The following is a 13,154-nucleotide window of genomic DNA, read 5'->3' on the forward strand; positions in this document are numbered from 1 at the left end:
TCCTGGCCTAACGGCTCGTCACCAACGGCTGGCACTGGGTATGCGTGCCCGGTTGCAAGTACGGCGAGAGAAACGGCGCCATGCCTTTGAGCACCTGGACCGGCAAGGCGGAGGTGAACTTGAAGTTCTGCGCCGACACGCCGGGTACGTAAGCGGTGAGCGTGCCGAAATGGCTGTCACCGATGTAGAACACGAACGTCGCGGTGCGGTTGATGGATTTGGAGCTGATGACCCGTCCACCGGAGCCGACGGCTTCGATACGGTTGTCGCCGGTGCCCGTCTTGCCGCCCATGGCCAGTGGCGTGCCATCGGCCAGTTTGAAGCTTCCAGCCACCCGTTTCGCGGTGCCGGCATCCACCACTTGGGATAATGCACCGCGCAACGCACGGGCCACTTCGAGCGGCATCACGCGCTTGCCGTTGTCCGGGTCGCTGACCACTCGCGTTTCATAGGGCGTGTCGACGGCGAACTGCAGTCTGTCGACCCGCAGCGCAGGCTGGCGGACGCCGTCGTTGAGAATCGTCCCCACCAGCTCCGCAAGCGCGGCGGGGCGATCCCCAGAGCTGCCGATCGCGGTGGCAAGGGACGGCACGAGATGGTCGAACGGGTAGCCGACCTTCTGCCAGCGTTGGTGAATATCCAGGAACGCTTCGATTTCGAGCATGGTGCGGATACGGCTGTCCCGGGCGCTCTTGTGCCGGCTTTTGAATAACCAGCTATAGACTTCCTGGCGCTCGAACCGGCTGGCCTTGACGATCTGGCTGAACTTAGCGTCGGGGTTGTTCAACAGATAGCCCATCAGCCACAGGTCCAGCGGATGGACCTTGGCGATGAAGCCTTGGTCCGGCAAGTCATAGGCGCCGGGGCCGTAGCTCTGGTAGAGCCGTTCCAGGCGTTCATCGGTGAGTTTTTCAGCACTCTTGGCCGACTTCAAATGAGCGCGCACGAAGCGGTTGAAGCTTTCCTGGCTGTCGCTGGGAAAGAAATAGCGGTGTACGGCGGCCAGGCGGATGGCGGTGGGGCGCATGCCGTCGAGGAAGGTCTCGAGGCGCTGGCCGGTGTCCTTTTTCTGGTACTTCTTCCAGAACCTGAGCAGGAACGAAGTGCCTTCACGATCAGCAAACTGGGCCAGGTATTCCTGGCGACGCGGGTCTTTGTCGTCCTTGAGCAGTTCGGAACTGTTATTCGGGCCGGCGTAGGTGGCGTAGCGCACCAGGTCGCGCATCAGGCGAATGAAAGGCAGGTTGATGGATTCGCGCAAGGCGTCGCGCAGCGTGGGGTTGCGACCGTCGTCCTCCTTGCGAAAGTTATGAAAAGTGTGCAGCCCGCCGCCGGTGAAAAACGCCTCGCCGGGGCTGGCTGAATACGTGCGGTCCAGCGCCGCTTCGAGCATTTTCGGCAGGCTGCGGTCGGTGTTTTCGATCAGGTAGTCCACGGCCCAGCGGGACAGGCGGTCCTGGTCGGTAATCTCGGTTTTCTTCAGGATAGTCGGGGCCTGTTGCGCATAACGCTCGTGGAGTTCGGCGATGATCTGCAAGTACGTGGTCAGCACCCGCAACTTGGCGGTGGAGCCCAGTTCCAGTTTGCTGCCCTCATTGATGTCGAAGGGTTGGTCGGTGCTGTCGGTCTGGATCCGCACTCGCGAGCCGTCCGGGGTCAGTTCCAGCAAGGTGAAGCTGTAGCGCACCTGCGTGGTGCTGGTGGGGGTCAACAGGCGTTCTCCCATCAGGCCGATCTCGGCGGCGAATGCCGGGTCGGCCAATCGCTTGAGGTACTCGGTGGCCTGGGCCTGCAAATCGCTTTGCAACGTGCTGGTGGCGGAGAGGTCGAGGCGATCGAGGTCGTACAGCGGACGATTGAGCAGCGCGGCGATGCGACTGCGGGCGGCACTGATGCCCTTGTTGGTTTCGATAGGCTGGACGGTCGGGTCCTGGACCCAATCGCGGTAGCTGACCTTACTGGCCAGTGCGGCATCTGCCAGCGCGGCATCGATCACGCCGTTCTGGGCCAGCAGCCGGATGTGGCTGTCGGTGAGACGGGCGAGTTCGTCGTGCCCCTTCGAGAGATAGTGCGACGGGCGTCGCTGGGCGATCATCAACGACAACATTTCCCGCAGGGCCAGGCCTTTTTCCGCAAGGCTCTTGGGGTCGGTGGCGGTGCTGGACAACCGTTCGTTGGCCCGTCTGAAATCCGCGCCATACCAGACCCTCAGCCCTTCCGCCATGCCGTGGACCTCGCCATGCCCCGGCACGGCGGAAAGCGGCACGCTGTTAAGGTAGTCACGAATGACCCGTTGGCGGGCCTCGAGGGTTTGCGGGCCGGCCTGATAGGCGCGCACGCTAGCGGAAATCATCTGACGGATCTTCTCCGCGCCCGACACGGTCAGGCCCTCGGGGGAATGCCGGTATTTCTCCAACTGCGTCGCGAGCGTGCTGCCGCCGGCGGATTGCCCTGGCAGGCTCAACAATTTGGCGACCTGGGACCACGCCGCCATGCCGAAGCGTGGCCAGTCCACCGCGGGGTTGGCCAATGGTTGCTTGGGGTCGAGCAGGAAGCGGTTCTCGATGAACAAAAGGCTTTGCACCACGACCGGAGGAATGTCATCGAAACTGGCGTAAAGCTGTTGCGGATACTTGAACTGATAGACCGGCGCGGCGCGGCAATCGGTAATGGTCAAGCCAGCCTGGATCTTTTCCGCGTAGGGCACGAACAGGCCTTTGTCGACATAGTCCATCAAGGCCGGAGAAAAACGCGCCTGGGCCTCGATCACGTAGTCACGCTTGAGCAAACGAGGCAGGAATTCCCCCAGAGAGCTGTAGCCCAATCGCTGATCGAACGGGCCCGCACCGGGGTAGACAATGGCGTCGCTGGGGCCGGGTTGCACCGCATAGGTCAGGGACGCCGCGTATTTGCTGAGCTCCTGGGCCTGGAACCGGGACGTGCGCATCTCCTTGGCCACGGCCAGGCCGACCACCACCACGATAATCAGCAACAACAACCAGAACGCCCGCCAGCCATGCCGGGCGCGGCGAGTTTTTTTGGGTAAAGGCGCTTCTTCCATACGTTCAGTCGGGGCCACAGGTTTATTCGAATCGGTTTGCCACAAAGCGCCCATAGTCGATTGATCCATTCACGCAGATTGATCGGACTTGCTTGAAGCTTAGACGGTGGTTGGCGTGGGGGGAGGGGAAATTGTGGACACCGAAATCATGAGCGCTGAGGTTCCTGTGGCGAGGGAGCTTGCTCCCTCGCCACAAAAGCACTCAGAGCCAAATGACATCCCAGAGCGGGTAATCGCCAATGCGATCTACCAGGCCAGCGCGAAGGGGGTTGGCGATAATGTAGCGAGCGCAGGGCTGCAAATCCTGATTGTCGCGGATTGCCCTGTCGTGGAACCCGTTTTGCCAGATGGCGCCCGTCCGGCCCATGGCTCGATTGATCGCAAGGGTGCTGCGAGACTTGACCCCTTGCATCACTTCAGACAGTCGAGGTTGTTCCAGCTGCACCAACCAATGAAGGTGGTCCGGCATCACAACCCAGGCAAGCGAATTGACCTGATATCGCTCATGAGCCAGACGCATTTCTGCAACCAGCAAACGGCCTAGCTGAAAATCTTTGAAGATAGGTACGCGTCGGTGGATTACCGTGGTGACAAGATAACCTCGCCCCGGTTCTGATGAACGTCCATGACGTAGCCGATGAGAGTTTGGACGTAGAGGATGCATTCCGTGCTTCCTTTGGCTGAGTTAACCGTAACGGTAGCCGTGCTTGTTCCGACCCGGCGCGTTGATGGTTGAACGACTTTTCCGAAAACAACGTAGTCATCGTGGCGAGGGAGCTTGCTCCCGCTCGGTCGCGCAGCGGCCGCCTGCAGTTGAAAGCTGAAAAGCGAGGGCGGCTTCGCCCCCCAGCGGGAGCAAGCTCCCTCGCCACGGGCTGGTTGGGTCTGAAAGCCTTGAACCAGAGCCATCGACCCATGCCAGCGCATGACGCTGCACCATCACTGTGCAATACTCGGCGCAGCTTCTCAAAGATCGTCAGCTCAGATAATGCCTCTCCAGAAAGTCATTTTCGGCTGAGGAACTACCTGAATTAACCTGCTTTTATAGTGAAACTTTCTGATCCGAGCTTTTTATACTGCACGACCCGCTGATCTTGAGGAATTTTCCTACAGGACGGTCTGCCCACAAGGCAGGCCCGGTTTCGGCAATGCCCGCAGGCCCATCCGCCCGCGGCTTTGGAGACTCGGTGGTCAATCCAATAACAAGACGAGGTTGTATCCCTATGCCAGTCGGCAATCCTCTGCCCCATGGCGAGACCGCGCAGGGTGGTCCGCTCAAACGTGAGCTCGGCGAGCGGCATATCCGCTTGATGGCGCTTGGCGCCTGCATCGGTGTCGGGCTGTTCCTAGGTTCGGCCAAGGCGATCGAGATGGCCGGGCCGGCGATCATGCTGTCCTACATCATCGGTGGCCTGGCGATTCTGGTGATCATGCGCGCCCTCGGCGAAATGGCCGTGCACAACCCGGTGGCCGGTTCGTTCAGCCGCTACGCCCAGGATTACCTCGGCCCGCTCGCCGGTTTCCTGACCGGTTGGAACTACTGGTTCCTGTGGCTGGTGACCTGCGTGGCCGAGATCACCGCGGTGGCGGTGTACATGGGCATCTGGTTCCCCGACGTGCCCCGCTGGATCTGGGCCCTGGCCGCATTGGTCAGCATGGGCTCGATCAACCTGATCGCGGTCAAGGCCTTCGGTGAATTCGAATTCTGGTTCGCCCTGATCAAGATCGTGACCATCATCGCCATGGTCATCGGCGGCGTCGGCATCATCGCCTTCGGTTTCGGCAACGACGGCGTGGCACTGGGTATTTCCAATCTGTGGACCCACGGCGGTTTCATGCCCAACGGCGTGTCCGGCGTGTTGATGTCCCTGCAAATGGTCATGTTCGCCTACCTGGGCGTGGAAATGATCGGCCTGACCGCCGGTGAAGCACGCAACCCACAGAAAACCATCCCCAACGCCATCGGCTCGGTGTTCTGGCGGATCCTGCTGTTCTACGTCGGCGCGTTGTTCGTGATCCTGTCGATCTATCCGTGGAACGAAATCGGCACCCAGGGCAGCCCGTTCGTGATGACCTTCGAGCGCCTGGGCATCAAGACCGCCGCCGGCATCATCAACTTCGTGGTGATCACCGCCGCGCTGTCGTCCTGCAATGGTGGAATCTTCAGCACGGGTCGCATGCTCTACAGCCTGGCGCAAAATGGCCAGGCCCCGGCCGGCTTCGCCAAGACCTCAAGCAACGGCGTACCACGCCGCGCACTGCTGCTGTCCATCGCCGCCTTGCTGCTGGGGGTGCTGCTCAACTACCTGGTGCCGGAAAAAGTCTTCGTCTGGGTGACCTCCATCGCCACTTTCGGCGCGATCTGGACCTGGGTCATGATCCTGCTGGCCCAGCTCAAGTTCCGCAAAGGCCTGAGCGCTTCCGAGCGTGCCACGCTGAAATATCGCATGTGGCTGTACCCGGTCAGCTCCTATCTTGCGCTGGCATTCCTGGTGCTGGTGGTGGGCCTGATGGCGTACTTCCCCGATACGCGCGTGGCGTTGTATATCGGCCCGGCGTTCCTGGTGTTGCTGACGGTGCTGTTCTACACCTTCAAGTTGCAGCCGACAGCAGAGGCACCGGGTTCGGTGCGTTCGGTGTCGTAAGATAAGGCACGGTATAAACGAGAGCCCCGGTCAGACGACCGGGGTTTTTTTGGTGCGTGAGCCTGACCGTCCGTCGAAATCGGTGCTCGACCTGTAAGATCTGACAGTAGACCGCCGCAGAACCGTCGCCTAGCTTGGACGCACGCCAATAGGGGAGTGGCAAGGTACCAAGATGAACGGGTCTTCTGCGTTGATGGTTATCGCACTGGTCAATGGACTGATCCATGGCCAGGTTTTTTTTCTGTTGCATGACGCCGTTGGACTGGTCCAGGCGACTAGCAACTTGGCTGCGTTCGGCGTGGCTGCGGTGTTTTCGTTTTATGTGAGTGGGCTTTACATCTTCCGGCCCGGGGAGTCATGGCGCGGCTATCTGCTGTGCAATGGTCTGATGGGGATTTCGAGTTACGCGGTCGGCTCGATGGGCGACGCCCTGTATTCGCCTGGATGGGTGACGGTGGCTTTCTATTGCCTGTTGAACCTGGCGATGGGGTACAGCTTGTTCCGGTTCAAATCGCTTCGTGCCTCTCAGCAGCCATGAACGAATTCCGAAAAGCAAGATGGAGCACTTTTTTTACTTATTCACTGGTCGGCCTCGCCAATACATTGCTTCATTGGCAAATATTCTTTGTGCTGCGCGTGGCGGTCGGTCTCGATCAGTCGATCAGTAATTTGGCTGCGTTTTGCGTGGCGGCTTCGTTTTCCTATTACCTCAATGCGCTCTTTACCTTCGATGCCAAACTATCGGTAACGGGTTATGTCACTTTCCTGTGTGTTATGGGAGCGTTCAGTTATGTCGTGGGTTATCTGGGAGACCGCTGGCGGCTCCACGGATTGCTGACGGTGGCGGTATTTTCGCTGCTGAGTCTGGTGTTCGGATTTCTCCTCTCCCGGTTCGTGGTGTTTCGTGGGCAACGTCCATGAAGATCTCGCTGATTGTTCCGGTGTTCAATGAAGAGCAGACCCTGGGACTGTTCTACAAGAGTGTCCGTCAGCACCCGGCGTTGGCCGGTTATAGCGTGGAAATCATCTTCATTAATGATGGCAGCACTGACCAGACGGATGCGCTTGTCCGTGATATCGCGCTGGTTGATAACCTGGTTGTGTTGATCAATTTTTCCCGAAACTTCGGCAAGGAGCCCGCCCTGTTTGCGGGGATTGAGCACGCCAGCGGGGACGTGGTTATTCCGATGGAGACCCCATCGAGATTATTCCCGAGCTTGTTGCCGAATGGGAAAAGGGCGCCGAAGTGGTGCTGGCCAAGCGTCGTGATCGCTCGTCCGAATGAGCACCTTCCGTGACGAGTGAGCCATTTGGGGTGGATGGTCAATCGCATGGAAGGTGACGTCTACTGTCAGAACTTACAGGTAGGGCGTGAACGCGGGGCATTCGAGAAAAACGATGCACCCGTGGCGAGGGAGCGGGTGCGAATTATGCGGCGACGATTTCCCGCGGCTCAAAACTGTCCGCCCGCGCCAGTTGCCACATCCGCGAATAGAACTGTCCGTTCACTTCACCGGTCAGCAATTCCCCAGGTTTCAGGAACACATGCAGCTGTGAAAACAGCTTGATCTCGGTCGCCGACATCCGCCGCACCAAATGCTTGGGCTGCAATTGCGAGGGGTGGTCGAGGCCGGCGGCGGCGAGCATTTCGGCGAGGGCCTTGGGGGTGTTGCGGTGGAAGTTGTAGACCCGCTGGGCCTTGTCCGGGACGACCAGGGCGCGTTGGCGCAGGGTGTCCTGGGTGGCGACGCCGGTGGGGCATTTGTTGGTGTGGCAGCTTTGGGACTGAATGCAACCGATGGCGAACATGAAGCCGCGAGCGGCGTTGGCCCAGTCGGCGCCGATGGCCAGGACGCTGGCGATGTCGAAGGCGCTGACGATCTTGCCGCTGGCGCCGAGCTTGATCTTGTCCCGCAGGTTCAGCCCCACCAAGGTATTGTGCACGAACAACAGGCCTTCGCGCAGCGGCACGCCGATGTGGTCGGTGAACTCAACCGGTGCCGCGCCGGTGCCGCCTTCCTTGCCGTCCACTACGATGAAATCGGGCAGGATGCCGGTTTCCAGCATGGCCTTGGCGATGCCCATGAATTCCCACGGATGCCCCAGGCAGAACTTGAAGCCCACCGGCTTACCGCCAGACAGTTCGCGCAATTGCTGGACGAACTGCATCAGCTCGATTGGCGTGGAGAACGCGCTGTGGCGGGACGGCGAAATACAATCCTCGCCCATGAGGATGCCACGGGTCTCGGCGATTTCCCGGGTGACCTTGTGCTTGGGCAGGATCCCGCCGTGGCCGGGCTTGGCGCCTTGGCTCATCTTGATTTCGATCATCCGCACCTGCGGGTTCCGGGCCTGGGCGGCGAAACGCTCGGGGTCGAAGCGCCCGTCACTGCTGCGGCAACCGAAATAGCCGCTGCCCAATTCCCAGGTCAGGTCGCCGCCGTGTTCGCGGTGGTAGGGGCTGATGCTGCCTTCACCGGTGTCATGGGCGAAGTTGCCGAGCTTGGCGCCCTGGTTCAACGCCCGGATGGCGTTGGCGCTCAGGGAGCCGAAGCTCATGGCCGAGATGTTGAACACCGAGGCCGAATAGGGCTGGGTGCATTGCGGGCCGCCGACCGTGACGCGAAAGCCGCTGGGGTCGCTCAACGGCGCCGGGCGCATGGAGTGGCCGATGAATTCGAAGCCGGCCTGGTAGACGTCGATCAAGGTGCCGAACGGTTTGTCGGCGCTTTCGTTCTTGGCCCGTGAATACACCAGCGAGCGCTGGGCACGGGAGAAGGGCAGGGCATCGCTGTCGGATTCGAGCAGGTACTGGCGGATCTCCGGGCGGATGCCTTCGACCAGGTAACGGATATTGCCCAGGATCGGATAGTTGCGGCGCACGGCATGGCGGGTTTGCAGCAGGTCGAACAACCCCAGCAGGCTCAGCAGCCCCGTCACCAGCGCTATCGGCCAGAGCCAGTCATGTTGCAGGAACGGCAAGCTGGCGAGGGTGAAGATCACGCAGCCAGCGAAGAAGGCGTAGCGGCTCAGCAAAGACAGGCTCATGCGGGTTCCTTGGGGGCGAGCGATGGGTGGGGCGAAGCAGAGATTCTGCGCTTGCTGTGAAACGGCAGGCAACAAGAACCCTGTGGCGAGGGGATTTATCCCCGCTGGGGCGCGAAGCGGCCCTGAAATTCTTGGGGCCGCTGCGCAGCCCAGCGGGGCGGTGCGACGTTTCGCTAAATCCCCTCGCCACAGAGCCCTCTCGCTGAAATTGGAAACTGCGGTCGCTCACCCCGCCAATTTCATCTGCCGCACCGGCAACTCCACCCGAAAGATCGTTCCCACCCCCACTTCACTGCTCACCGTGATGTCGCCGTTGTGTTTTTTCACGATGCCGTAGGACAGCGACAACCCAAGTCCCGTGCCTTGGCCGATGGGCTTGGTGGTGAAGAACGGGTCGAAGATTTTCTGCAGGGTTTCCGGCGGGATGCCGGAGCCGTTGTCGGCGACTTCGATCCAGACGTTGTCGCCTTCCACCCCGTTGCGCAGGGTGATGGTGCCGCGTTCCGGGCCGATGGCCTGGGCGGCATTGACGATCAGGTTCATGATCACCTGGTTGATTTGCGACGGCAGGCACTCGACCTCCGGCAACGGGCTGTATTGCTTGACCACGTCGGCCTTGTACTTGATCTCGTTGGCGACGATGTTGAGGGTCGATTCGATACCTTGCTGCAAATTGGCCATCTGCCATTCCTGGCTGGAGTCGACGCGGGAGAAGTCCTTGAGGTCCTTGACGATCTGCCCGACGCGGGCGATGCCGTCCTTGGATTCCTTGATCAGCACCGGGATGTCTTCCACCAGGAAGTCCAGTTCCACCTGCTCGCGCAGGCTTTTCAAATTCAGCACCAATTCCGGCGAGGCGATGGCTTGCTCGGCACTGCCGTAGGCCTGGAGCATTTCCTCCAGTTTGCTGAAGTAGCCGCCGAGGGCGCCGAGGTTGGAGGAAATGAAGCCGATCGGGTTGTTGATTTCATGGGCGACGCCGGCGGCCAGTTGGCCCAGGGAGGCGAGTTTTTCCGATTGCACCAGCTGGCTCTCGAGCATCTTGCGTTCGTCGATTTCCATCTGTAGCAACTCGCTGGCCTGTTTGAACGCCAGGGTGCGTTGTTCCACCAGGTCTTCGAGCTTGTTCATTTTCAAACGGGCGCGGGAGGTCATTTCCCATTTGGTGGTCAAGGTGTTGGCCATCTGCTGAACTTCGATGTTGTCGAAGGGCTTTTTCAGAATCAGCAGACGATCGTGGCCGTTGAGACGGTCGAGCAGCTCATCCCAGGAATAATCCGAGTACGCGGTGCAGACCACCACTTGCAGTTGCGGATCGACTTTCCACAGTTCCTCGATGGTCTTGGCGCCGTCCCAGCCTTCGGGCATGCGCATGTCGACGAAGGCCAGGGCATAGGGATGCTCCTTGGCCAGCGCCTGCTGCAATTTGGCCAGGCCTTCCTGGCCACCGTAGGCGGAGTCAAGTTCGAAAACGGTGGCGGCCACTTTCGGCGCTTCGCCGAACAGTGCGCTTTCCATGTCCTGTAGTTCAGCGTTGCTCTCATCCTCAGGCGTCAGGATCTTTCGGAAGTCGTCATGGATGGCTGGCGTATCGTCGATCAAGAGGATGCGCCGGTTACTCAGGCTATTCATGGCTCACCTTCTGCGAGTTTCAGGGGCAGTTGCAATACAAATGTCGCCCCGGTCCCTGGCCCCTCGCTGTGCGCGGTGAGGTGGCCGTTCATTTCAATCGCCGCCAGTGCGCAGCTGTGCAGGCCAAACCCGTGACCGTCCTTACGGGTGGTAAAACCGTGGGCGAAGATGCGCGTCATGTTTTCCTCCGGGATTCCTTCGCCTTCGTCCTTCACGCTGATTTGCAACTCTTGATCTACGACCCTGGCTTTGAGCGTCATGTTCCGCGCGTGGTTAGAAACCCCTGCCATGGCGTATTTGGCATTGCTGATCAGGTTGATCAGGATCAGCAGCATGCGGTGTTTGTCGCCCATGATCCGTGGCACTTCGCCGTACTCCTTGATCACCGTCACATGGTGGCGGGTCAGGGCCCCTGAGTTCATGCGCAGGGCATCTTCGAGCAGTTCGCTTACCACCAGCGGTTCCATCAGGCTATTGGCGCCGGCGTAGGATTGCTGCGTGGAAACGATGTCCTTGATGTGGTCGACACTCTTGCTCAGTTGCGCCAGTTCATCGGTCAGGCCTTGTTGTTCCACCGCGATGGCTTCCACCAATTGGTTGAGGTAGCCGGGCAGCAGCTTGCCTTTTTCGTCCTCGGTGAGGAAATGCCCCAGGTCGTGGCTGTGCTCGTTGATCAGGTTCATCGCCTTGCCCAGGCCCAGGGCCTTGCTGCTGCGCAGCTTGCGGCTGACCAGGTCGGCGGAAATGTTCACGCTGTTGAGCACGTTGCCGACGTTGTGCAGCACGTTGGTGGCGATCTCCGCCATGCCGGCCTGGCGGGCGGTGTCCATCAGTTCGCTCTGGGTGTCCTTGAGCTGGCGGGTGCGTTCCTCGACCCGGTGTTCGAGCTCGTCGTTGGCGGTTTGCAGGGCGCTGTTGACCCGCTTGATCTCGCCGAAACTGCGCACCAGCCGAACCGCCAGCCAAATCAATATCAGCACCAGGAAGGTGGCGAACACCAGCAGCAGGGTATGGTTGCGCTGATGTTCGGCGGCGGCGTGCTCCTGATCCTTTTCCAGCAGGCCGGTGATGGTGTCCAGCCGGTCAGCCAGGGGGACCGCTTCGAAGTCACGCAGCAGCTGGTTGACCAGCGGCTGCTCGCGCAGGATCAGCGCGATGTGCCTGCGCAGAATATCGACGGAGCCGACAAGCCCCGCCGGCAGCCGGTCCTTGTTGACGTCCAGTTGGTTGAGGCCCAGCAAGACTTCGGCGGCCTGCTCGCGGGTGGTGATCTGGGCGAACTCCATCGTGCTGAGCAGCAGGTCGTAGGTGTCGATGGCAACGTTTTGCAGTTCCAGTTTTTCACCGTCGGACAGTTGGGCGAACTGACGCTGGATGTCGTCCTCGGCGGTGGGCAGGAATGCCAGGGAGTTGCGCAGTACCGCGTTATGGGACTTGAACTGCTCCACCAGGCGAGTTTTTTCCTTGATCGCCTTCAGGTATTCGTCGCGCTGGGTTGACCAAAGCGCAGGCGCGTGGCGGCCGGGCTCCGACTCGATGTCGTCGAGGCGCTGCCACAGGCGCGTCATTTCATGCAATGGCGAAACCAGTGGGTCGTAATTGTGGCTCAGGGCGATCCGGGACTTGAGCACTTCGTTGTCCCAGATGCCGTCCTGCTGCTTGAGCTGGCGGATCAGGTCGCGCGATTCAATGTATGAAGCGGCTTGGTGGGCACTCGATTGGATGTACATGATCAACAGCATCGAAGCCAGCAATACGCCGATGAAAACCAGGCCGAGGCGGCGTGCGAGAGTCATAGCGGCTTGCCCTCCCATTCGCCGGTGAGGGTCTTGAGGAATTCGACGATCAGTTCGGTATCGTTCTTCTGGGGTTCGCGGCCCAATTGATACTTGAACATCACTTTCACTGCCTGCTCCAGAGTCTGTGCCGATCCTCCATGGAAATACGGCGCGGTGACGGCCACGTTGCGCAGGCTCGGCACCTTGAAGACCTGGCGGTCGGCTTCGTCGCCGGTGACGTTGAAGCGTCCTTCGTCGGCTCGGGTCGGATTGCCCCGGTCCTGGATGTAGTCGCCCATCACGCCGAATTTCTGGAACATATTGCCGCCGATGTTCACGCCTTGATGGCAAGCGATGCAGCCGTACTCCTTGAAGCGCTGGTAGCCGAACTTTTCCCGAGGCGTGAGGATGTCGGTATCGCCCAGCAGGTATTTATCGAAGCGCGAGTTGGGTGTCCGCAGGGTGCGCTCGTAATCGGCAAGCGCCCCCTGGATATTAGGTTGGGTCACGCCGTCTGGGTACGCGTCGGCAAAATCCCTGGCATAGCCCGTATCGCCCGCGATGCGCTTGACCACCGTTTCCCAATTACTGCCCATTTCACCGGGGCTGGTGACGACGATATGCACCTGTTCTTCCAGGGTGTCGACGCGACCGTCCCAGAACTGGTGGAAATTCAGGCTGGCATTGAACACCGTGGGCGTATTGACCTCCACCGGCTTGCCGTCGAAACCCAGGGATAAGGCTTTGTCGTCGGCGCCGCCCTTGTCCAGGCGATGGCAACTGGCGCAGGACAGGGTGTTGTTGACCGACAGCCGTGGGTCATTGAACAGCCGCTGGCCCAACTGGACTCGCTTGGGGTCCAGGGCGGGAGCGGGAGGCAGGGGTTTGAGCGGTTCGTCCAATGGCTCGGCGCGAGCGGTCACGCTCAGTCCCACCAGCAAGCCGAGAGCCAGAATCAGTCCGTGTGACGCCATGGGGTGCTTTCCTTTG

General features: G+C 60.4%; 9 protein-coding genes and 2 pseudogenes. 4 read left to right on the forward strand and 7 right to left on the reverse strand.

Annotation, left to right across the window (positions count from 1 at the left end; translation table 11 throughout):
- Positions 1-7: 7 nt before the first annotated feature.
- Together J3Q04_RS05480 and J3Q04_RS05485 are read right to left on the reverse strand one after the other, a co-directional pair.
- Positions 8-3,115 carry a transglycosylase domain-containing protein gene (locus tag J3Q04_RS05480; protein ID WP_434607544.1) on the reverse strand — a complete coding sequence of 1,036 codons (3,108 nt, stop codon included), beginning with the start codon at positions 3,113-3,115 and terminating at the stop codon, positions 8-10.
- 148 nt (positions 3,116-3,263) lie between these two features.
- A complete protein-coding gene (locus J3Q04_RS05485) occupies positions 3,264-3,725 on the reverse strand; it encodes an REP-associated tyrosine transposase (protein ID WP_420765337.1) in 462 nt (153 codons plus the stop codon).
- A gap of 559 nt (positions 3,726-4,284) precedes the next feature.
- Between J3Q04_RS05485 and J3Q04_RS05490 the strand changes: the two genes are divergently transcribed.
- From J3Q04_RS05490 to J3Q04_RS05505, 4 genes and pseudogenes are all read left to right on the forward strand, one after another.
- A complete protein-coding gene (locus J3Q04_RS05490) occupies positions 4,285-5,706 on the forward strand; it encodes an amino acid permease (RefSeq protein WP_420765336.1) in 1,422 nt (473 codons plus the stop codon).
- Between the two features lie 172 nt (positions 5,707-5,878).
- A complete protein-coding gene (locus J3Q04_RS05495; protein ID WP_434607541.1) occupies positions 5,879-6,244 on the forward strand; it encodes a GtrA family protein in 366 nt (121 codons plus the stop codon).
- The gene (locus J3Q04_RS05500) at positions 6,241-6,627 is read left to right on the forward strand and encodes a GtrA family protein (RefSeq protein WP_434607539.1); all 387 of its coding nucleotides are present in this window, start codon (positions 6,241-6,243) and stop codon (positions 6,625-6,627) included. Before J3Q04_RS05495 ends, J3Q04_RS05500 begins: the two co-directional genes overlap by 4 nt.
- A pseudogene (locus J3Q04_RS05505) lies at positions 6,624-6,988 on the forward strand (glycosyltransferase); the annotation flags it as partial. The gene J3Q04_RS05500 and the pseudogene J3Q04_RS05505, both read left to right, overlap by 4 nt.
- 146 nt (positions 6,989-7,134) lie before the next feature.
- On the opposite strand, the gene J3Q04_RS05510 reads toward J3Q04_RS05505, so the two are convergent.
- The 5 genes and pseudogenes from J3Q04_RS05510 to J3Q04_RS05530 all read right to left on the reverse strand — a co-directional run bounded on the left by J3Q04_RS05510 (position 7,135) and on the right by J3Q04_RS05530 (position 13,138).
- Positions 7,135-8,754, reverse strand: a complete 1,620-nt coding sequence (locus tag J3Q04_RS05510) for an FMN-binding glutamate synthase family protein (RefSeq protein ID WP_434607538.1) — start codon at positions 8,752-8,754, stop codon at positions 7,135-7,137.
- Positions 8,755-8,979: 225 nt separating this feature from the next.
- Positions 8,980-9,648 carry an ATP-binding protein gene (locus J3Q04_RS05515; RefSeq protein WP_434635630.1) on the reverse strand — a complete coding sequence of 223 codons (669 nt, stop codon included), beginning with the start codon at positions 9,646-9,648 and terminating at the stop codon, positions 8,980-8,982.
- A gap of 57 nt (positions 9,649-9,705) precedes the next feature.
- A pseudogene (locus J3Q04_RS05520) lies at positions 9,706-9,792 on the reverse strand (hypothetical protein); the annotation flags it as partial.
- A gap of 590 nt (positions 9,793-10,382) precedes the next feature.
- Entirely contained in the window at positions 10,383-12,182 is a 1,800-nt protein-coding gene (locus J3Q04_RS05525; RefSeq protein WP_434607536.1) for a DAHL domain-containing protein, read from the reverse strand.
- Positions 12,179-13,138, reverse strand: coding sequence for a cytochrome-c peroxidase (locus J3Q04_RS05530; RefSeq protein WP_420765327.1), 960 nt, complete (start codon positions 13,136-13,138; stop codon positions 12,179-12,181). The genes J3Q04_RS05525 and J3Q04_RS05530 overlap by 4 nt, the downstream gene beginning before the upstream one ends.
- Between the last annotated feature and the right edge of the window lie 16 nt (positions 13,139-13,154).

This window comes from Pseudomonas sp. D4-21 (assembly GCF_051132125.1).
Taxonomy (GTDB): domain Bacteria; phylum Pseudomonadota; class Gammaproteobacteria; order Pseudomonadales; family Pseudomonadaceae; genus Aquipseudomonas.